Source organism: Paenibacillus hunanensis (assembly GCF_034055775.1).
GTDB lineage: Bacteria > Bacillota > Bacilli > Paenibacillales > Paenibacillaceae > Saccharibacillus > Saccharibacillus hunanensis.
On the sequence record NZ_CP139194.1, the window covers coordinates 4,147,255 to 4,168,083 of the forward strand.

The following is a 20,829-nucleotide window of genomic DNA, read 5'->3' on the forward strand; positions in this document are numbered from 1 at the left end:
TGTTCCGGTTAAAGGGTAAGTTTAGAATAAGAAAGTGGTATATCGCTCATTCCATTTCAAAATGAACCTGCTTAACAGAAGGATAGAGGTAATTTAACCGCTACTTAACGTTATAATGCTTGAAATGGTTAAAGAATAAAAATATGATTAATTTAAGCCAAATACGGCAATATATACGGGGGTCTCTCATGCGTCAGTTTCTTATCCGCTTACAAACTATGGAGCAATATATTTTTAGATGGTTCAACACCCGGCTTCATAATTCATTTCTGAACTTCTTCTTCTACTACCTAACGAATTTGGGCGGAGCCACCTTCACGATTATTGCAACACTGGCGATCTGGCTACTGGCACCACAGCCATGGAGTCTGGCGGGACTACAAGCAGCGATTGCGCTCGCAATTAGCCACATCCCTGTAGCCATCGCGAAAAAGCTGTATCCGCGTATACGTCCATATCTGGCGATTCCAGAAACGATTACTTTTCGCAATCCGTTGACTGACCATTCGTTTCCATCAGGTCATACGACAGCGATCTTCTCGGTTACGGTTCCGTTTATGTTAGCGAACACCGCGACCATTCCATGGCTGCTACCTATCGCATTACTGGTAGCTATATCCAGAATGTATCTTGGACTGCATTATCCTTCTGATGTTCTGGTTGGTATGCTGATCGGTTCAGGCGTTGCATTCGGTACATTTGCATTATGGCCTTAAAGGGGTTATTGTAACATTACAGTAATATGTTACAGGTATATTACAGACACTAGACGACATGACTTGCTATGATCAACAATGTAGAGAATACCTTTCAGAAAAGGTGAAATGAACGTGACAAAATACAGAGTGCTGCTTCTGTCGGAAGGTTTTGGTTCAGGTCATACACAGGCTGCGTATGCGCTATCGAGCAGCTTACGTAAAATCTCGCCAAATATCCAGACACGTGTGCTGGAGCTTGGCAGTTTCCTTAATCCCAAAGTAGCGCCGCTCATTATCACCGCTTATAAAAAAACGGTTATATCGCAGCCCAAATTGATACAGATGATGTACAAAAGCCAGTATAAGAAGTCGATCAATCGTCTGGCTACACTTGCGCTTCATCGTATCTTTTATACCCATACACATAACGTTATTCGTCAACTCCGACCGGATGTGATTGTATGTACGCATCCGATTCCAGGTGCCGTTATCGCCCGATTAAAGCGCCTTGGATTGCGTGTTCCTCTATGTATGGTCATTACGGATTACGATGCACATGGAACATGGGTCATTCCAGAAGTGAATCGCTATCTCGTCTCGACGAATGGCGTTCGCTCCAAATTACAGCTTCGCGGGATTGATAGCTCGCGCATTCATGTGACTGGCATTCCTGTCCACCCTAACTTCTGGGAACACCCGAGTAAAGCGGAGATTCGTAGCCGCTTTGGGCTTAAGGATATGCCTACCGTGCTTGTGATGGGTGGCGGCTGGGGCATGGCAGATGAATCGATCAGCAGCCAGTTAACCGGCTATGCGGATGATGTACAGTTTCTGTTCTGCTTTGGCAGTAATGAAAAAGCATATGAGCGTGCAAGACAGGATAGGCGTTTCAATCATGAACATATTCATTTGATTCGCTACACAAAAGAAATCGACAAGCTGATGGAGGTTGCCGATCTGCTTGTGACCAAGCCAGGAGGCATGACCTGTACGGAAGGTCTCGCCAAGGCGATACCGATGTTATTTTACAATCCGCTACCTGGTCAGGAAGAACATAATTCGCAATATTTTACCGAGCAAGGCTGGGGTGAGCCGATCACATCACCCGGTATCGTGCATCAGTGGATGAATCTGCTAATTCATGATTATGAGGCGGTTGTGACGCAGCGCCAGCTCAAGCTAGAACAAATCGACCGTTATAATCCAACCGAATGCGCTCGTAGCATTATGGATATGGTAGAACAAAGCAAGGTCTTAACCTAAATTGGTTAAGACCTTGCTTTGTTTATTGTTATTTACTTTGCAAAGCTATGCACTCTGTATCTGAATTAACTTAGTACTGATCCAGTCGAACCTTGTTATACTCAGCGAGCGCGTCCTTACCTACGATTACCTCGCAGCGGTGAATACGCATCCCCTTACCCATAAACTTCGCTTCGTACTCGGTCATCACATGATCTTCATTGATGCCATCACGATGCAGATTCAGGCTCAGATTCGTCATTTGCAAGCCGTAATCTGCAAATGAGTTCAACGAGAATTCGAACAGGGTTTCTGAATCGGTCTTAAAATGAATCTGACCGCGATCATTCAGCAAACGGCAATATTTTTCAAGAAAACGTGGATGTGTTAAACGACGACGTCCATGCTTCTTTTTCGGCCATGGATCACTAAAATTCAAATATACACGCTCAATCTCGCCTGGCTCAAAAATATCTTCGATATTCTCGATATTCGCCAGTGCCAGCTGAATGCTTGTTGGTGTTCCCATACCTGCTTCTTCCCATGCAATGCGCGTCTTCTCCGCCGAACGGCGAACCAGCTCATCATACATGTCAAAGCCAATATAGTTTACTTCCGGATTACGTACGCTCATCTGACTAACAAAGCGTCCTTTCCCCATTCCGAATTCCACATGGATCGGATAATCATTGTTAAAACGCTCACGCCATTTACCTTTATACATTTCAGGACTCAATACGACCAGATCTTGCTGCTGCTCCAGATCCTCGCGAATCCCTTTTCTTCCTCTTAAACGCATCTTCTTCCTCCGATTTTCAAATAAGTTCGTGCTTCCGGTGTTATTCCCTTCCGGTTGCAGGCTCACCCAGTAATATGCTCTATCGCTTGTCTTGTACGGAATTATTTTGACGAAGAAACCGTGAAATGTAAAGACTAAAAAGGAAAAAAGGACTCTCAGCACCCGAAAATGAATGCGGAAAATCCTTTTTTCTATATTTGGAATTGGGGTCCAACGATATTTAGGCAATCATAGTCTATCGATTTTTGCGTATAAATGCAAATTAGAATCTTATGAATAAACCATGAAGCCGCCGTTTTTAGTCAGCACTATATATGTACCCCGCCAGTAACCTATTGAATCAGCGATGGATATCATTTTCAATGGTTGTGCATTTTTGTTACAATCCTCTATATGCAACGATAGTGATCATTCACTCAAATTTTTAACTCAAAGGAGTTCTTATGGAAGCGATACATCCTAATCAACAGCCCCTACTATGGAGCGATAAACGGTTTCACACCTGGAATACAGAGATGAAAGAGCAATTTGGCGGCAAGGTATTCAAGGTCATGCTGGATGCTGGCTTCACCTGTCCGAACCGCGATGGCAAAATTGCTACTGGCGGCTGTACATTTTGCAGTGCACGCGGATCAGGCGATTTCGCTGGCTGGCGACGGGATGATCTGGTTACGCAATTTGAGACGATTCGTGATCGGCAGCACCGTAAATGGCCACAGGCGCAGTATATCGGTTATTTTCAAGCCTATACGAATACGTACGCTCCGGTTGAGGAGCTGCGTGAGTGCTACGAGCTGATCTTGAAGCAGCCCGGCGTGGTCGGTCTATCGATCGCAACTCGACCGGATTGTCTGCCTGATGATGTGGTGGATTATCTGGCTGAACTAAACGAGCGCACCTATCTATGGGTGGAAATGGGACTGCAAACGATTCACGAATCCACCTCAACGCTCATCAATCGCGCACATGATACGCAATGCTACGAAGAAGCGGTTGCCAAGCTGCGTGCACGCGGTATTCGAGTATGTACGCATATTATTTACGGTTTGCCGCAGGAAACGCACGAGATGATGCTGGAAACCGGGCGTGCTGTTGCTAACATGGATGTACAGGGCATTAAGATTCATCTGCTGCATCTGATGCGTAAAACGCCGATGGTGAAGCAATATGAAGCGGGTCTGCTGCGTTTCTTAGAGCAGGATGAATATATCGGTCTGATCGCCGATACGCTGGAAATGCTACCACCCGAAATGATCGTCCACCGACTTACCGGTGATGCGCCGCGTCATCTGCTGATCGGACCGATGTGGAGCTTGAATAAATGGGAAGTGTTAACCGGGATTGATGCGGAGCTGACGCGCCGGGATAGCTGGCAGGGCAAATACTGGAGGGGCAAGTAAGATGGGATTTATGTCCGTATTAAGCTTTGCCCATAAGCTTGCGGCTGAGCGTCTGGAATCTGTATCAGGCGCTTCGGCTATTGATGCGACGGCAGGCACAGGAGCAGATACGCTGATGCTTGCCCGTGCCGCAGGGCCTAAAGGGCATATTTATAGCTTCGATATCCAGCAGGCAGCACTCGATCATACGATGGAGCGCTTGAGTCGACATGGGGATGAGTCGCTTGCTACAGTAACACCCGTGTTAGCTAGCCATGATCGTATGAAGGAACATATTCCTAAGAAGCTGCACGGTCAGCTACAAGCGATTATGTTCAATCTAGGCTATTTGCCTACAGGTGATCATTCGATTATTACTACACCCCATTCTACCTTGCCTGCACTGGATATCGCGCTGGAGCTACTGTCTCCCCGTGGTATTTTGACGATTGTGCTATATCCAGGGCATCCTGGCGGTGCTGAGGAAGCGGAGCTTGTCCAGCAGTGGGCTACTTCTCTGCCTGTATGGCAGGCGCAGTGCATCATCTATCGGCAGTTGCAACGTGCGGATGCTCCGTATTTGATCGCGATCGAACGCAAAAAAGGACAAATTCCGGCTCAGGATTAATGGAATATGCCAGCAAGTAGCGACTTAGTTAGGGACTTCGGCACGGATGCAATTTGCCGGAACTGCGCTTATAATTTAAATGCTGCACGCCTAGCTGTAGCATGATTGGCATTTATTATCGTAAAAGGAGTGCAACCATTATGGCAGTACGTAAAATCGAGCATGTCGGTATTATGGTTTCATCGATTGAACAATCGATCGCATTTTATGAGCAGGTTGTCGGTTTGCAGCATCTGGAGACCATCGGTCATATTGATGCCCAGATTCGCCTTGCCTTCCTTGCTTTTCCGGGACATTCGGACACAGAGATTGAGCTGGTTCAAGGCTATTCCGATCAGCTTCCACAGGAAGGTCGGGTGCATCATGTGGCTTTTTCCGTGGATGATGTCGAGGAAGAATTTGCGCGTATTCGCGGTTTAGAACCGAAGGGTCTGGATGCAGAGATTACGACGCTGCCCAATGGAAGCCGTTATTTCTTTTTCGATGGGCCAGACGGAGAGCGCCTGGAATTCTTCCAATCGACACGCTAATATGGATACAGGCATGCGCTATTGAATCAGAGCGTAAGCTTCTGATGGATAGAACCGCTATACATACTGCGGTACACAAATACGTATATGTATGTGAGGAGAGAATATCATGACAAAGCCATACCCTTTACAATTTCAACCTGAATTTAAAGAGCGCGTCTGGGGTGGACGTGCATTGGAGCAATTCGGCTGGGACATTCCCGAAGGTGTGATCGGCGAAGGCTGGATGATCGCTGACCACCCGAATGGTACGACAGCTGTCATCGGTGGCGAGCTGGACGGCATGGGTTTGGATCAGCTACGTGAGAAATTCGGACGTGACTGGTTCGGTACAAAAGGGGTATCCGAGACGAATGGACGGTTCCCTCTGCTGATCAAGCTACTGGATTGCAATGATGATCTGTCGGTACAGGTACACCCGACAGATTCCTATTCCGGTCTACCTCAGGGCGAGCTTGGTAAGACAGAAATGTGGTACGTGCTAGACGCGAAGCCCGGTGCCAAAATCATCTATGGTCTGAAGGAAGGCGTGACACGCGAAACGCTGGCAGCAGCGATTCATGAGAACCGCATTATGGACGAGCTGCAGGAAGTGCCCGTACAAGCTGGCGATACATTCTATATTCCAGCGGGAACAGTACATGCTCTCTGTGCAGGTGTACTGGTTGCCGAAATTCAACAAAACTCCGATACGACCTATCGTCTGTATGATTATAATCGTCCAGGACTGGATGGCAAGCCGCGTGAGCTGCATATCGAGGATTCGCTAAATGTGATCGCCTATGAAGGCGCTGGCGCAACGACAATGAAGACTGACGGATTGGCAGCTGGTCAATGGCTGGAGCTGGCTCGTTCGCCTTATTTTGTTGTGGAAAAGGGCGTTGTTCAGCAGGCATGGGAATTGTCTACCACACCGGACAGCTTTACAATTCTGGTCGTTGCAGATGGGGAAGGCACTCTCTCCTGGGATGGAGATAGCACACCGCTTAAAGGTGGTCAGTGCTTCTTGCTGCCTGCTAATCTTGGGGGATATACGCTGGATGGGAATTGTACGGTAATTCGTTCGTATTTGCCTTAGTTAGTAGGGTGAATGATCTGGATATGTACACTACTGAATGTTGGATTCAGCAATCACTCCGGAAAGGAATAAGGGGACGGGCTCGGGTGGAGCCGCGAGAATCTACGGATTAAGAATCTGTTGTAGATTCCCCCCTCCACAGCAGTAAGATATTTTGCTTCGCAAAAATCACTTTTTCATTGAACCCCGTGTTAGGAAGTCGCTAACACTGGAAGTCGCCCTTTCCCCTTACTTCCTTTCCTACGTTCCGTGCTGATTGCATCATATGATTAGTGTATATTCGCAGATTCTTCGCCCTTCAGAGGTGCAGCAGATAAATAATTGTCGTTCGTACGACAGCTTAAAAATAGCCTGCATGATGTGCTAAACACATCATGCAGGCTATTCTTTCACTTATTTTATGAATGGCAAATTGTAATCATGTTGCTTTTACATTTACAGCAGTCCGCTCATATAATAGCGAATCTGCTTGCGCCACCAGTGCCATTCGTGGTCGACATCGTGGCCCCAGAATTCGATTTGAGCTGGGATGTGCTTTTCCTGTAGCACTTGCTGCAAGCGTCCGGTTTCGTAGCGCATTTCGTCCTCCCATGCGCCCTGTCCGCAGCAGATGACGATTCGGCTACGTCGGTATTGCTCAACTATCAATTCGTCGTGCAAGTTCGGAAGATAATCGAGCGGTGAGTTATAATATACGGCGCCATCGCGATAATCGCCGAAAAAGTGTTGCACGGAATAGACGCCACTTAGTGCGAGTAAGGTATCGAAATAGTGTGGGTGGCGGAAGAAGAAGTTGCTACTATAATAAGCGCCCATGGAGCAGCCGCTGATTAGAATTTTTTGCTCATGACCGCCATTGTTGTGCTGACTCTCATACAAAATGCTTGGAATCAACTCATGGACGATATACGCATTATATTGCTCATGTCGATTGATCCGATCCTCGATATTCCAGTGTGAGGAGAAGAAGGTTTCCTCATCGATGCTATCGCATGTCCAGACTTGCAATTTGCCGGCATGAATCCAATCGGCTAGCTCGTCGATCATGCCTGAATCCTCGTACTGGTAAAATCTCCCCAGCGATGTGGGAAAGACGAGCATAGGCTTGCCGCGATCACCATAAATTTTGTATTCCATGTCACGACCAAGTGCCGGACTGTATTCTTTGCGGTATTGTACACTTACCATATTCGCGCCTTCCGCCCTTCTGCTTGTCTATAGGTGACCCCTGTTGCCCTAACCACGTAGACATTCAAGCGTAGCGAGCATCTCGCCTGATCTACGGATCGCCACTCCATTTGTATAGCTTGCTTCATTTACTGCATAAGCTTAGTGCTCTATTCAATACCTTTATTGCCTATCGCTCTACTCAATAATGCTCTGCCTGAATGTAATCAGCCATCTCACGTACACGTTCTAATGTATCTGCTCGGAATTGATAAGCACGATTACCACTGGCACGACTGAAGATCGCCTCAATCTCTCCGTAGCGCACAATGCCTTCTCCAAATTGCTGTACGATATCCTCATGCGTATGCGCATATGTTTTCCAATCCTTGCGGCTTGCATAGCCAGTGTAGTAATGCCCGGCTGGTGGTTCGCCTTTGCCACCGTGCACAACCATCTGCGCCCACAGCGAGTAGACATCCACATCGTACGCATAATTAATCGCATCTGTCATCCATGCTCCTGGTGGACGCATATTGACTTCCAGCGCGATCAGTCTGCCATCCTTATTGGACTTGAACAGCTCAATATGGAAAAATCGCTCTTTAATATCAAATGCCTGCAAAATGCTACGTCCTGCCTGCTCCACCTCAGGATCAACGTCCTTCAAGCAAAAATAACGCAGATGATCATCATCACTAACCACCTTCATGATGCTCTGCTCAAAGCGGTGGCTCGCCTGAAAACGAATGATTCCATCGCGATCAATCAATCCGTCATAGGTCAAAATAATACCATCGACGAATTCTTCCATAATAAATTCGGTATCCTCAGGACGTGTATGTAAAAAGTAGTCCAGCTCCTCCTGATCGCTCAGCTTGTACGTCATGCTTGCACCTGAGCCAAGATCAGGCTTTACAACCACTGGAAAGCCATTTTGCTGGATAAATGCAGCTGCACTTTCCTGATCTGGATTTTTGAGAAAACGAACGGTATCTACGCCGCTCTTCTGAAAAAAGTCTTTCATTTTTGATTTTTGCTTGAGATTATCTACAAAATCGGCTTTTGTGCCCTCGATGTTAAAATCCGTTCGCATCTGAGCATCGCTTTCCAGCCAGTATTCATTCATCGACTCAAAACGATCCATCTTGCCATACTTATGGGTAAAAAATCCAACCGCACGTAAAATATCATCCTGCTGTTCCATACTGTCAATACGGTAATATTCCGTCAGCGCCGCCTGCAAACGAGGCTCCAGACTGGTGTACTCTGCATCACCAATGCCAAGCACAGTCGCGCCCTCTTGATGTAGCCGAATGGCAAACTCACTACTACTACTAGGAAAATGTGGAGAGAAAAAGACAAATTTCATGACCATACCGCCTCCATCACAAGATTAAAACTAATTTAGCAGTCTATGGAACGTTCGTCAATTTGAATTATAAATAACGACATCATCCAGCATACTTCGCTATTCAAACAATAGAATAAACCTGTAGCTATGAAATAAATCTCCCTTTAAAAATGGAAGAATACTGTAAATCCATCGCTGAATTTGGGTTAATAACCCTATAATGTTGACATTTTATTACGCTCAAAACTGGTATTTTATAGTAAGCTAATGGATAGAGAAGTATCGGAATATTGTCATATGCATTCTCCATATACGTACACATAGGATACCGATAGAAAGGACGATCGATTCATGCAACAACGTACATTTCGAATGATGGACCCGCAGGGCGTTGCGGTTCATGTATATGAGTGGCTACCTGATCATATGCAGAGCAAGCCCGGACTGCGTGGGGTTATACAATTGTCGCATGGCATGTCGGAAACCGCAGCACGGTACGCCCGTCTTGCGGCTGCACTAACTGAACAGGGCTATGCAGTATATGCGAATGATCATCGTGGGCACGGGCAGACAGCAGCATCTTTACAGGAGCTAGGCGATCCGGGTGAAGATGGCTTTTACTGGATGGGACAGAATCTATCCCAGCTATCTCAATTGATTCGGCAAGAGCATCCGGGGTTGCCTTTATTTTTGCTTGGGCACAGTATGGGTTCGTTTGTCGTACAGCAGCTAATGTACCGTCATCCTGAGGAGTATGATGGTTTTATTTTATCAGGTTCAAATGGCCCTCGCGGATTGTTGTCGACTGGCGCGCGGATTGCGGAGCTGGAGCATCGGCTACGTGGACCGCTGTATCGCAGCCCATTACTGCATGCGCTTGTATTTGGCCCGTACAATCGCGGCTTGCCACGTCCGCGTGCCACTCGATTCGACTGGCTTTCCCGTGATCCGGGGGAGGTCGCTCAATATGTGAATGATCCTTACTGCGCAAAGCCAGTGAGCGTACGCTTTTATGTGCATTTCTTCCGCTTGCTCATGGAAATTCATCGTCCAGAGTATATGCAGCGGATTCCGAAGCAGAAGCCGATCTATCTGTTCAGTGGTGATCGTGATCCGGTAGGCTTATATGGGAAAGGTGTGCAGCGATTGTATGAGCAGTATCGTAAACTGGACATTTCGGATGTTGAATTGAAGCTATATCCAGGTGCAAGACATGAAACCTTAAATGATATTAACCGTGACGAGGTTACAGCTGATCTGTTGCACTGGTTGGAACGCCACTGCGCTGTAGCATCAGCTGCTACGTATGCTCGCTAAACCCAAAAGCCCTGTACGCACCACAATGGGTGCATACAGGGCTTTTCTTTTTACATATAGCGCTTTTCCGTTCATATGAAGCACGATCGACTTATCACAGCGTCCAACGCAAAAACGATTCTTTTGCCTGTGGATATTAATGCTGCTACATCTTATCCTATATCCGGCTATTACGGCATGGTGCGTGTAGTACGTAGCAGATTCAGCCCTAGCAGTACGAAGACACTGCCTGTAATACGGTTCATATAACGAGAAACTATGCTCGATTGAAGTCGATGCGCCAGCTTGCTAGAGAAGAAGACGAGCAATAGACACCAGCATAGACCGGTCACACTAAAGGTGAATCCAAGCAGTAGGAATGGCAACGCGCCCATACTTTGCGTCGGATCAACAAATTGTGGAATAAAGGCAAGGAAGAATAGCGCTACCTTCGGATTCAGTACATTCGTTAGCATTCCTTGAAAAAATACCCTGCGCAATGACTGTCCGGAAGTCTGCTGAAGCCCTGTTCCCGCTTCGTGCCGGGTCATCAGCGAACGAATACCGAGCCAGATCAGATAACCTGCACCAATCCATTTTACCAGATTAAAAGCAAATGCTGACTGCATCAGAATCAACGATAAGCCTAAGCCTGCCAGCAAGGTATGCACGCATGAGCCTGCAATGATCCCATAGACCGACATCAAGCCTGCCTGTTTCCCTTGAAACACACTTCGACTTAAAATATAGATCGTATCACTGCCCGGTGTAATATTCAGCAAAATGCTAGATAGTATAAACAGCCAGTAATGCTCAATTCCCCACATGCTGAACGTCATCCCCTATCGGTTGAAGTGGCATTTTTTCATAGCAACGACTCTGCTCCTCACCAATATACTCGCCAAACCGCTCAATCGGCACGTATCCATTCCGCTCATAAAATGCCATCGCTTCCTGCTGCTTGCTCCCAGTCTCCAGACGGATTCCTATAAAGCCCTGCTCTACTGCCGCAGACTCCAGCGCTTGCAGCAATCGACCGGCAATGCCCTGCCGACGATACGTACCACGAACGAAAAACCGTTTTAGCTCTGTATACTGCTCATCTAGCTTACGAATCGCGCCACAGCCAGCGGGCTGGTCATCCACATAAGCGACCATAAAGGTATTGTTCTCCACATCGGGATGATCCAGATCCATACCATGAATCAGCTCCGGCGGATAACGTAGCAGCAAATCCTCATCCAGCTCTGCAATCAGCTGTCGTAGATCAGCATGCTGGGCAGTACGCTGTTGAATAGTAATTATACTCATGGTTTTCTCTCCTCTACTAATCCTGTATTTGGTATAGCCTCATTTGTTTATTCTATGTAGGTGAATGGTTGAACTGGTGCTAGCTAGTGAACGTAGAGTGTCACACAAGCTCATAATGATGAACGACCGGGAACGGATCATAATAATGATGAAGTAGCTTTTTCCATTGCTGATATTCGGCTGAGCCACGGAAGCCCTCCGTATGATCCTCCAGTGTCTCCCAACGTACTAATAAAATGTACTGGTTCTCCACCTCCATACAGCGTTGTAGCTCGTGCGAGATATAGCCCTGCATCCCTGTGATAATCTGCTGAGCCTGCTGGAAGCTTGCTTCAAATGCTTCGCTCTGTCCTGGAATTACATTCAATATGGCTACTTCAAGTATCATCCGTGAACCCTCCTCCAAATAAATATAAAAAATACTATAACGCAACTTCTGCCACACAGCTAGCCTTTTATCCTTTTCTGTCTTCTTGCCTTATGGATATCGAGACGTCAGGGCAGGATAGAAAAATGCCGTCCTTCGCAAACAGCGAACAGACGGCATTGCAAGATTAGTTGCGGCTAGAAGCCAGCTTGGCCAGCAGACGTAGAATTTCGAAATACATCCAGATGATCGTTACCATCAGACCAAATGCACCGTACCATTCCATATATTTCGGACGACCTTCGTTAGCGTACTGCTCGATATTGCTAAAATCGATCAGCAGATTAGAAGTCGCAATCACGATAACAAAAGCGCTAATTGCGATGCCAACCCAGCCCGTATCGTGAATATACGGCACGCTCATACCGAAAAAGCTCAATATAAAATTGACCAGATACGTTAAAGCAATTGCCAGTGTAGCAATACTAATCGCGGCTACCAGCCCCGGCGTTACACGAATAATACGTGTCGCATACAGAAATAGTGTGATCAGAAATAGCGATAATGTGATCAGAATCGCGTTCATCACAATACCTGGATACAGATATTCGCCCATCGCGGATACAGCGCCATACAATAGACCATTTACAATGACATACAGTGGTGCGGTAAACGGCGAGATGCGCGGAAAAAATATAGTAGGCAATGCGATGACTAATGAGCCGATCAAGCCTACCTTTAAAAATCCACTCACATCCTGACCGTTGAAAAACAAATACCAGGTGTATGCAGCCGAGGCTACAAGCAAAACCGTTAAAATCAGCGCTTTACCCGCGGCTCCAGCCAACGTCATCGATTGTCCGTAATCGTGATCAGGGGAGCGCTCAAATCGGTTGCCGTAGATTACAGGGTTGCGTAGTGCCATATGGATCATCCTTTTCATGGTTAGATTCATGCTTCATTATATTGCCCAGCTTCATTGCCTGACTTCAACGAATATTGATTTCTTTCAGCTGCTTCGTACCTAGCTTCATAAACAACACTTCCCGTGCTTCTGCTGGAAAAGGATGCTCGTAAATCCATATGCTAATTTTGAGCTGTGCGTCTCCAATTGGCGCGAGCTCCCATAAAAACCAGAAACGATTCTCAAGTCCAAACCAGTATAACCATCCCTCTAATGACCAATCGTCCTCATCTTCAGTCGAGGGAAAGGAATCTGTAAAAGCTGGCGGCAATATCGATATCCAATCCTCTATATCCGGCCACTGATCCTGGCTCGCTTCATTGATGACCTGTAGGATATTTTTGGCGTTACTTATGATGGTATCAGCACACCCCGGGCTACAATCTGCTACATAATCGACAATGATTCCCCTGTGCATTAAAGGTGCAGTAAAGAAAGATCGTATTCTTTCCCGCTCGATTTCTAATTCTGCTTTGATCGAATCCCGTGCGGTCATGATCTACATTCCGCATCGTATGTATGATTTCTCAATCGGAACAACCCTCCTTCTGTTTGGATGGGATCGTAGTATATATTTTTATGCTGAACAGACAACAATCCGAACAGAATCGCTCCCATCCGGATTGCAGCTGCCCTATGTGGTTCGATGCAGAAGCTCAGGATTCCTGCCAATGCTCCGTAATAAACTCATCGCGACCTGACTTCTCGCGATCTTCTTTGTAATGCTTTTTGTTCTTTTTGTGGTAATCCTGGTGGTATTCCTCTGCCGGATAAAACACGTCAGCAGGCAGAATTTCAGTCACGATCGGCTTATCGCCAAAGCGACCGCTCGCCGCTACGTCTGCTTTCGTTTGCAGCGCCTGCTCCTGCTGCTGCTCGTTATGGTAAAAGATCGCTGTGCGGTACTGAGAGCCGCGGTCATGGAATTGCCCGCCGTCGTCGGTCGGATCGATTTGAGGCCAGTACAGCTCCAGCAAGCGCTCATACGGGAACAGCTCCGGGTCAAATGTAATTTCAACGACTTCGTAATGACCGGTATTGCCTGTTTTTACTTGCTCATAGGTTGGGTTCTTCACATGTCCACCGGTGTAGCCGGAGACAATACCGTGAATACCAGGCAGTTCTTCAAATGGTGTCACCATGCACCAGAAGCAGCCACCTGCAAATGTTGCCTTTTGCAATTGTGCCATAGTCATTCATCCTTTCAGCTATAGATTCAAATGAAGTACATTGCGAATTGACGCTGGCATATGCCATCTAACGTTAAGCCTGTCCTTTCTATTATACCGTGCTTTCACCATTCCATCCATGTATCTCATTCATTCACCGTTACCACATCCATGCGAAAACAAACAAAAGCCGCAGACACGGAATCACCGTGCGCTGCAGCCTATGGATAAGGTCATATAGTCTATACGCCGAAGTTATTCTTCTTCTCTAGGGATGTAGACGATGAAGCCGCTGTCTTCACAATACACATCACCGAAATGATATACGCCGTTACGGTGAACAAATAGCCATTCGAACACTTTTTGAATGGTTTGCAGCATGAGGGTCCCTCCCCTGAATAATGAATAAACCTTGCGGTTTAAACAAATTTTAAGGGCAGGTATTACAGGTGTCAATCGCTAAGTTTGTAAAATATTATCGAAAAAATCGATCATTTGTTAACGCATATTTAAATCTTCAATTGTATATGATCACTTTATCATATCAAGCATAAAACGTTATGAAAGTATAGGTATATCCAGCTGTTTTTCATAAATAATCACGTCCAGCCCTGTATGGTTAACCGATGGCTTTACATAGTGAAATTGTTGCTTTTTCCAGAAGGCATGGGCAGGCTCATTCTCTGCAATGACTGCCAGGCGCAATTCGTGAATACCGCGCTGGAGCAGCATCTGCTCTACAGCCTGCCAGGCTAGCGCGCCATATCCACTGCGACGCTTGCTTCCGTCAATCATAAATAAGCCCAGTCACGGGTAACCATCCTGTGGATAGAGTGGTAACAATTCTACAATGCCGATCGGCGTATCCTCTAGAACAATCAGCTTGCGCTCTGCGCCGAGCTGCTGCGCCTGAAGATGCTCTTCCTGTAGTTCACTGGCAGTCAGTACCTCTTTGCCATGACTCAGAAGATTATAGTCGGGATTGGAATTAATAATAGCTAGCTCCTGGGCAAGTTGCTCGGGTGTTGATCGAATAAATGTAACTGACATACGAAGCTCCTTTATCCATGCGGTCTATTGGATTGGTAGTATAGGGTTGCCTTGCTATCTCAATTTTGTATTGCTGGAGTATCTTCTCTCTTTCTTTTGTCTATCAAGTCCATACTTGTAAAGAAATCTTGAAAGCAATAGGTAGGCTAACAACGAACTGTATGTATTCAATTATCATTTTAGACAAAATCTGTTATTCTCAGGCCACTTAGAGGTAATGAAGTTCAGTATGGGTATACGATCCAGTTTTGTCTCATGTAGTATAGCACATCCATTAGAGCATACAAAAAGGAGCGATTCGAATGAAAAATCTCGACATTCCACGCGATCATACAATTGATGGTAGCATCAACCTGCTGGCAGAAGGGTATACATATGCCTTTGACCGTAGGCAAAAGCTGCAAACGGATATTTTCCAGACTCGTCTGCTTGGTCAGCCTGCCATCTGCATAGGTGGCAAGGAGGCGGCAGAGCTATTTTATGATCGCGAGCTGTTCCAGCGTGGAGGAGCGATCCCGAAACGCATTCAAAAATCGCTATTTGGTGAAAAGGGCGTGCAGACGCTGGATGGTCAGGCTCATGCTCATCGTAAACAGATGTTCATGTCGCTCATGACGCCAGATCGACTGCAAATGATTCAGGATATCGTAAGGCAGCAATGGCTATCTGCCGCACTTCGCTGGCAAAGCACCGTACAGCTTGAGCTGGTAGACGAAGCACAGCAGGTGATGTGTCGTGCAGCATGTCAGTGGGCAGGTGTACCGCTCCGTGAACAGGATGTGCAGACGATCGCTAACGATCTTGCGAGTATGGTGGACGCCTTTGGTGCGATAGGTGACCGATACAAGGAAGGCCGAGATGCCAGACAGCGCACAGAGCAATGGGTCACCGAGCTGGTGGAATTGATTCGTGCACAGCGTGTACAGACCGATGAGCATACGGCTGCACATGTGATCTCCTGGCATCGCGGTCTGGATGGCGAGCTGCTGGATGCTAAAGTCGCTGCTGTCGAGCTGATCAACATTATCCGTCCGATCGTAGCGATCGCTTATTATGTTGTATTTAGCGCTCATGCGCTGCATACGTATCCAGAGACCCATCAGAAGCTGATCGAATCGTTTGAAAATGGAGATGATACGTATAGCCAGTGGTTTGTACAGGAGGTACGTCGCCTGTATCCGTTCACGCCGATTCTAGGTGCCAGCGTGCGTAAGGACTTTACGTGGAAAGGTTATCATTTCCCCGAAGGCACGACAGTGCTACTCGATGTGTATGGTACAACGCATGATCCTAAGCTATGGGATGAGCCGCAGCAATTCCGTCCGGAGCGCTTCGCAGATTGGGATGGAAGTCCATTTGATCTGATTCCGCAGGGTGGTGGCGATCATCGTCAGGATCATCGCTGTGCTGGTGAATGGCTGACCATTGATGTAATGCGAGTGAGTCTGGAATTTCTAGCAGGTCATATTGAATACGAAGTGCCCGAGCAGGATCTGTCGATCGATCTGTCACGTATGCCAGCCCTTCCTGCGAGCCGCTTCATTATGAGTCATGCTCGTCCGAAAAGCTCTTCTTCGCGCTTCTGATCAATCGGTGCTGGTCAGTGCTGCATCTGGACGAGTACAATAGGAAGAAATACAGCGATCTGTAAGTGATAGATCGCTTTCGAAAGGAGCATGCAGCATGCCACAGCCTACTCAGCGTGTCCCCTATGGCTATGAGCCACCGCCGTCCTCTACACGCGGCACACTGATCTACTACGATTCCTTTCAGGATACATCAGATGGCGAGCTAGAGCAGGCGCTGATAACGATGCAGCAGATGAACTTCTCACGGCTCGTGCTCTATCCGCTGCATGAACAGACGGTCAAACGAATGTCTAAAGAATCGGTTGCTCCCTTTTATCAGCGTGAACGACGCTTGCAGGATTGGAAGCAGCATAACGCTCATCGTGCAGTCATTATTGAAGGCTGGGATGGCAAGCGTAAAAAGTACACACCGATGGAGGCAGCATTACGCACGATGATCGATCATTATGAATCGCCCTACTTTTTACTAATGACACCAGAGATGGCGAATCAATTTGCTTCGTTCTCTATTTTTGAGGAATGGATTAGCAAAATTAGTCTGGTATTAACCGAGGAGCCACAGCAGCTGCATCCACGTCTTAGCAAGTTCAGCCGCCGCTGGCGCGTTGCAGGTGATACAGCATCAGGTCGGGACAAGAATGCATCGTCAGATCGGTCATAAAATGATATGGGATGCCCTCTGATGATCCATCGATTTTAATTCATTTGACGGAAAATAGTAGCGCACCGTCTGTACAGTTGCTGGGTCATGTATGAACGTTTATGACCATTATGCTGGATTGTCTAATCATCTTCTCTGATCGATTGAGCTTCGTCAGAGTATAGCTAAACAGTAAAAAAGCCTATCCGATCATGGATAGGCTTTTCTATTTCTATTCCATATCCTTTACATGAGCTAAGCGTCCATCATCACAATTCATATCCACTAATTCCCTTAATGACTCTAAACGGAAAATAACATAATAAAAGTTAATTATTTCCGTCATAATCTATTGCAAAAAACGACAAATTCAGCTACGATTTTCACAATTACATAGTGCTAAAAACCTGATTCTATGGTCTGTAGCACGTAAATATAACTGTTGGTGAGCGAGAGGAAGAGGATGGGATGGTTCGTTTTTTCAAAAATCATTTGGTCATTCGTATTGTTGCTATTGTAACACTTGTGATGATGCTGATTGCGGCGGGTAGCCTGCTGCTGCAACTGGCAAACATGAAGCTGACGGCGCAGGAGGCAATCTCCAGCTATAACGTTCAGATTGCTGAGAATTATGTCAAGCAGCTGGATGCAGCAAGCTACATTCGCTTTTCCCAGAATCCTCAGGAAAATGCGAGCTTTTTCGCGATTCGTGATGAGCTGGATCAATTCCGTCAGCGTATTGGCGCGATGTATGTGTATTTTGTAAAAATCGACTCCAAAGGAACACCGCTCATGATGGTGGATGGAATGAAAGACCCTGCGAAAGCATCTGCTATCAATGAAGTGACTGATATTCCTGCCGATGCGGTTCAACGTCTACAGGCAGGACACAGTGCTAGCTCTTCGATCATTAATAATGAGGAGTACGGGCGCTATATCTCCTCCTATGCTCCCATTTTAGATAGTAACGGTAAGCTGCTTGGTGTGATTGGTATCGATACCTCCGTTGCTGTTATTGATCAGATTGAAGCTAATGTACTGAAATCGAGCTGGATTCTGTATATTTTGCTATTCGTATTCACCTTGCTTGGAATCGCGATTGTGATGTGGTTTATTATTCGTGGACTGCGTCCGCTGGGTAACTTAAAGTCCAGTGTACTCAAAATGGCAGATGGTCAGCTTGCCGAAGCGCATCGCCTATTATCCACCCGCCATGTACGTAATGATGATGAGATCGGTAGTACCTACAAAGCGATGCTGCATATGTCGGGCAATCTCAACGATATGGTACGTGGCATGGTGTCTGGCGTATCCACTACTACATCCATCCTGACCGAATCAGCAGTTCAGTTCCGACAGGATGCTGACGGCATGCAGCAGATGAACTCGACTGTTCACGACGCGATGGAGAAGATTCGCGAAGGCGCTCATACGCAAAAGCAAGGCGTGATGGATAGCTCTAATGCTATGGAAGAAATCGCACGCGGAATTACGAATATTTCCGAATCCTCCTCTGCTGTGTCGGATGCTGCAACAGATGCACTGCACACCGCGCAAACAGGGCAACAAAGCATGAGTCATGTACGCGATCAAATGGATCATATTTCTCAAGCTGCCGCACAGGTGTCTACGATGGTAGGTACGCTTAACAACTACTCTCAGGAGATTGGTAGTGCATTACATTCGGTAAAAGAATTCGCCGCACAGACTAAGCTGCTAGCTCTGAATGCCTCGATTGAGGCGGCACATGCAGGTGAGCATGGCAAGGGATTCGCCGTTGTCGCTGATGAAGTACGCAAGCTGGCAGAAGCATCAAACGAATCGGTTCAGATGATCTCTACCCTACTACTCGGTATTCAGCAGGAAGCCGTTCAGATCGGTACACAGATGAATCAGACAGCAGGCGAGATCAAGCAGGGCGTGACGATGACTGCTGATGCGGAGCGTGCCTTTACGAGTGTGGTCGAGGCATTTATGACCGTGACTGATCGCATTCAGGAAATCTCTGCCGCAGCAGAGCAGATTACTGCGGGTACAGAAGAAGCAGCGGCATCGGTACAGACGATCTCACGCATCTCATCCGAGGTCTCCGATTACTCCGATGAAATCTATCATCTCGTACAGGAGCAAGCCTCCATGTTCCATAAGATTACCGATATGTCTAGCGAGCTAAATGCACAGACAGGTGCAATGAATGAAGCGGTACAGCGCGTGCAGGTATAAGCTATGGAGATGCCTGTAAGCTGCATCTATACGTTAAGAGTGAAGGTTATCATCGCCAGCATACTATATAACCCAGACAACGATAACCAGTAAGCCTAATGACAAAAAACCATCGAGTCCTCCTCTCCTTCATGCAGAAAAGGAAGTGACTCGATGGTTTTTATTTAACTCACAGCGTATACACGCTTCATCATATACTTGCTTAGATATACGTTTGCTAATTTATATTCAAAAATCAAACCGTATCCATCAACCGCTTCACATGCTCGCTTTGATAGCTATTTCCGTTACGAAGATCGAGCTTACGTGCGACATCGGTTGCCAGCTCGCCATAATATGCAGCCAGTCGATTCACATCGGTTGCATGCTCAGGATGTGGATAGGATGAAGGTAGCTTCACATTAAATTGTACGGTTTCCTGTGCCAGACGCTTGAACATTCCACTGGTGTAGGCATGGAACAGCATTTTATCGATTGGCGCTTCATTCAGATCTGTCCAATGCGCATGCTTTTCAAACAGCTCTAACGCTTTGTACGGATCTGTCACTGTCAGGTAGCCAATATGCTCACCGATGGACTGTACAAAGTCAGTATTATCGTGAATCAATTTGTAGCTTTTCTTCTGATACTTGTCGGCTTCGGCTTGCTTGCCCTGGCGATATAACGGCATCAATACCTTAGGTAGCGTCACATGAGGCACCTCAGCACAAGACATTCCTCCCTTGATAATCGGCTGTGCCATTTGGATCGTCTGTTCATCGTTTTGACGCTGTGCCCAGAAATCGACAAATTCATTTTGCTCACAGGCATCGCAATCTGCCATTCCATCGCGTGGTAGCGTCTTTAATTGATTCAGCGCCTGCTCCGCCTCATCCAGCTCACCATAATCGATAGCCAGTACAAAGCGATAGTAGTGGTAAGCATAATCGCTATAGCCCGCTTCCAAATAACGTCGACGCATATCCTCTAATAATGAATCAATCTGAGCACGCTCGATTTCTGGGAAAGCTGCAACGTTTCCGAGAATCCATTTGTACGACCAGAGTAATGTCCATTCGTCGTACATATCTGGATTTTTATCAAATTGTCCTAACTGCCATGAGAAAGCGACTAACGCTGTACGCGGAAAACCACTGAACGATGCTGTCTCCACAATCTCTCCGCGAATCTCGTAGCCCGCTTCCACTTCTCCAAGTGAATCGGCGATACGAGCTGCTTCCTCCAGCAATTGCAGCTTGGCATGCCCATTCGGCAAGCCATATGCTTCGTCCAATAATTCCTCATAGTCACGTTCGGTATTCATGCTCATCTATTCTTCCTCCTATACTGGTCTATACTATTCCTG

23 protein-coding genes are annotated in these 20,829 nt (G+C 46.7%); 10 read left to right on the forward strand and 13 right to left on the reverse strand.

The annotated features are described in order from the left end of the window. Positions 1-188: 188 nt before the first annotated feature. Both SK066_RS16830 and SK066_RS16835 read left to right on the forward strand, forming a co-directional pair. Positions 189-716: a phosphatase PAP2 family protein gene (locus SK066_RS16830; protein ID WP_188773814.1), complete on the forward strand. Its 528-nt coding sequence runs from the start codon at positions 189-191 to the stop codon at positions 714-716. 114 nt (positions 717-830) lie between these two features. Next, entirely contained in the window at positions 831-1,961 is a 1,131-nt protein-coding gene (locus tag SK066_RS16835) for an MGDG synthase family glycosyltransferase (RefSeq protein ID WP_407673691.1), read from the forward strand. A 70-nt stretch (positions 1,962-2,031) separates the two neighbouring features. Here SK066_RS16835 and trmB read toward each other — a convergent pair whose 3' ends face one another. After that, positions 2,032-2,739 carry a tRNA (guanosine(46)-N7)-methyltransferase TrmB gene (trmB, locus tag SK066_RS16840; protein WP_250342761.1) on the reverse strand — a complete coding sequence of 236 codons (708 nt, stop codon included), beginning with the start codon at positions 2,737-2,739 and terminating at the stop codon, positions 2,032-2,034. 443 nt (positions 2,740-3,182) lie between these two features. On the opposite strand from trmB, the gene SK066_RS16845 reads away from it, so the two are divergent. The 4 genes from SK066_RS16845 (at position 3,183) to SK066_RS16860 (ending at position 6,354) form a co-directional block, all read left to right on the forward strand. Next, complete coding sequence (locus tag SK066_RS16845; RefSeq protein ID WP_320542328.1) at positions 3,183-4,139, forward strand: tRNA modification radical SAM protein MnmL/YtqA; 957 nt, start codon at positions 3,183-3,185, stop codon at positions 4,137-4,139. 1 nt (position 4,140) lies between these two features. Then, complete coding sequence (locus SK066_RS16850; RefSeq protein WP_320542329.1) at positions 4,141-4,746, forward strand: tRNA 5-(aminomethyl)-2-thiouridylate-methyltransferase MnmM; 606 nt, start codon at positions 4,141-4,143, stop codon at positions 4,744-4,746. A 140-nt stretch (positions 4,747-4,886) separates the two neighbouring features. Next, complete coding sequence (locus SK066_RS16855) at positions 4,887-5,276, forward strand: VOC family protein (RefSeq protein ID WP_320542330.1); 390 nt, start codon at positions 4,887-4,889, stop codon at positions 5,274-5,276. 109 nt (positions 5,277-5,385) lie between these two features. After that, a complete protein-coding gene (locus tag SK066_RS16860; RefSeq protein ID WP_320542331.1) occupies positions 5,386-6,354 on the forward strand; it encodes a type I phosphomannose isomerase catalytic subunit in 969 nt (322 codons plus the stop codon). Between the two features lie 435 nt (positions 6,355-6,789). On the opposite strand, the gene SK066_RS16865 is transcribed toward SK066_RS16860, so the two are convergent. Then, positions 6,790-7,542: an esterase family protein gene (locus SK066_RS16865; protein ID WP_320542332.1), complete on the reverse strand. Its 753-nt coding sequence runs from the start codon at positions 7,540-7,542 to the stop codon at positions 6,790-6,792. Between the two features lie 181 nt (positions 7,543-7,723). After that, complete coding sequence (locus SK066_RS16870; protein WP_320542333.1) at positions 7,724-8,893, reverse strand: ATP-grasp domain-containing protein; 1,170 nt, start codon at positions 8,891-8,893, stop codon at positions 7,724-7,726. 333 nt (positions 8,894-9,226) lie between these two features. On the opposite strand from SK066_RS16870, the gene SK066_RS16875 reads away from it, so the two are divergent. Next, positions 9,227-10,192 (forward strand): alpha/beta fold hydrolase, encoded by a 966-nt coding sequence (locus SK066_RS16875; RefSeq protein ID WP_320542334.1) that lies wholly within the window; start codon positions 9,227-9,229, stop codon positions 10,190-10,192. A gap of 170 nt (positions 10,193-10,362) precedes the next feature. Here the strand turns inward: SK066_RS16875 and SK066_RS16880 are convergent, their stop codons facing one another. From SK066_RS16880 to SK066_RS16920, 9 genes are all read right to left on the reverse strand, one after another. Then, complete coding sequence (locus SK066_RS16880; RefSeq protein ID WP_320542335.1) at positions 10,363-10,998, reverse strand: LysE family translocator; 636 nt, start codon at positions 10,996-10,998, stop codon at positions 10,363-10,365. Next, the gene (locus SK066_RS16885) at positions 10,985-11,482 is read right to left on the reverse strand and encodes a GNAT family N-acetyltransferase (RefSeq protein ID WP_320542336.1); all 498 of its coding nucleotides are present in this window, start codon (positions 11,480-11,482) and stop codon (positions 10,985-10,987) included. Before SK066_RS16885 ends, SK066_RS16880 begins: the two co-directional genes overlap by 14 nt. Positions 11,483-11,582: 100 nt before the next feature. Next, entirely contained in the window at positions 11,583-11,870 is a 288-nt protein-coding gene (locus tag SK066_RS16890) for an antibiotic biosynthesis monooxygenase family protein (RefSeq protein WP_320542337.1), read from the reverse strand. A 166-nt stretch (positions 11,871-12,036) separates the two neighbouring features. Beyond that, the gene (locus SK066_RS16895) at positions 12,037-12,774 is read right to left on the reverse strand and encodes a Bax inhibitor-1/YccA family protein (RefSeq protein WP_320542338.1); all 738 of its coding nucleotides are present in this window, start codon (positions 12,772-12,774) and stop codon (positions 12,037-12,039) included. A 64-nt stretch (positions 12,775-12,838) separates the two neighbouring features. After that, positions 12,839-13,309, reverse strand: coding sequence for a hypothetical protein (locus SK066_RS16900; protein ID WP_320542339.1), 471 nt, complete (start codon positions 13,307-13,309; stop codon positions 12,839-12,841). Positions 13,310-13,469: 160 nt separating this feature from the next. Then, entirely contained in the window at positions 13,470-13,994 is a 525-nt protein-coding gene (msrA, locus tag SK066_RS16905; RefSeq protein WP_250343029.1) for a peptide-methionine (S)-S-oxide reductase MsrA, read from the reverse strand. 243 nt (positions 13,995-14,237) lie between these two features. Beyond that, entirely contained in the window at positions 14,238-14,363 is a 126-nt protein-coding gene (locus SK066_RS16910) for a hypothetical protein (protein WP_268239784.1), read from the reverse strand. A gap of 177 nt (positions 14,364-14,540) precedes the next feature. After that, positions 14,541-14,777 carry a GNAT family N-acetyltransferase gene (locus tag SK066_RS16915; protein ID WP_320542340.1) on the reverse strand — a complete coding sequence of 79 codons (237 nt, stop codon included), beginning with the start codon at positions 14,775-14,777 and terminating at the stop codon, positions 14,541-14,543. 12 nt (positions 14,778-14,789) lie between these two features. Further along, complete coding sequence (locus SK066_RS16920) at positions 14,790-15,032, reverse strand: hypothetical protein (protein ID WP_320542341.1); 243 nt, start codon at positions 15,030-15,032, stop codon at positions 14,790-14,792. 302 nt (positions 15,033-15,334) lie between these two features. On the opposite strand from SK066_RS16920, the gene SK066_RS16925 reads away from it, so the two are divergent. The 3 genes from SK066_RS16925 (at position 15,335) to SK066_RS16935 (ending at position 19,484) form a co-directional block, all read left to right on the forward strand. After that, entirely contained in the window at positions 15,335-16,618 is a 1,284-nt protein-coding gene (locus SK066_RS16925; protein WP_320542342.1) for a CYP152 family fatty-acid peroxygenase CypC, read from the forward strand. 97 nt (positions 16,619-16,715) lie between these two features. Continuing rightward, positions 16,716-17,282 carry a hypothetical protein gene (locus tag SK066_RS16930; RefSeq protein ID WP_320542343.1) on the forward strand — a complete coding sequence of 189 codons (567 nt, stop codon included), beginning with the start codon at positions 16,716-16,718 and terminating at the stop codon, positions 17,280-17,282. Between the two features lie 447 nt (positions 17,283-17,729). Beyond that, entirely contained in the window at positions 17,730-19,484 is a 1,755-nt protein-coding gene (locus tag SK066_RS16935; protein ID WP_320542344.1) for a methyl-accepting chemotaxis protein, read from the forward strand. 235 nt (positions 19,485-19,719) lie between these two features. Here the strand turns inward: SK066_RS16935 and SK066_RS16940 are convergent, their stop codons facing one another. Continuing rightward, positions 19,720-20,793: a hypothetical protein gene (locus SK066_RS16940; protein ID WP_320542345.1), complete on the reverse strand. Its 1,074-nt coding sequence runs from the start codon at positions 20,791-20,793 to the stop codon at positions 19,720-19,722. Positions 20,794-20,829: the final 36 nt, after the last annotated feature.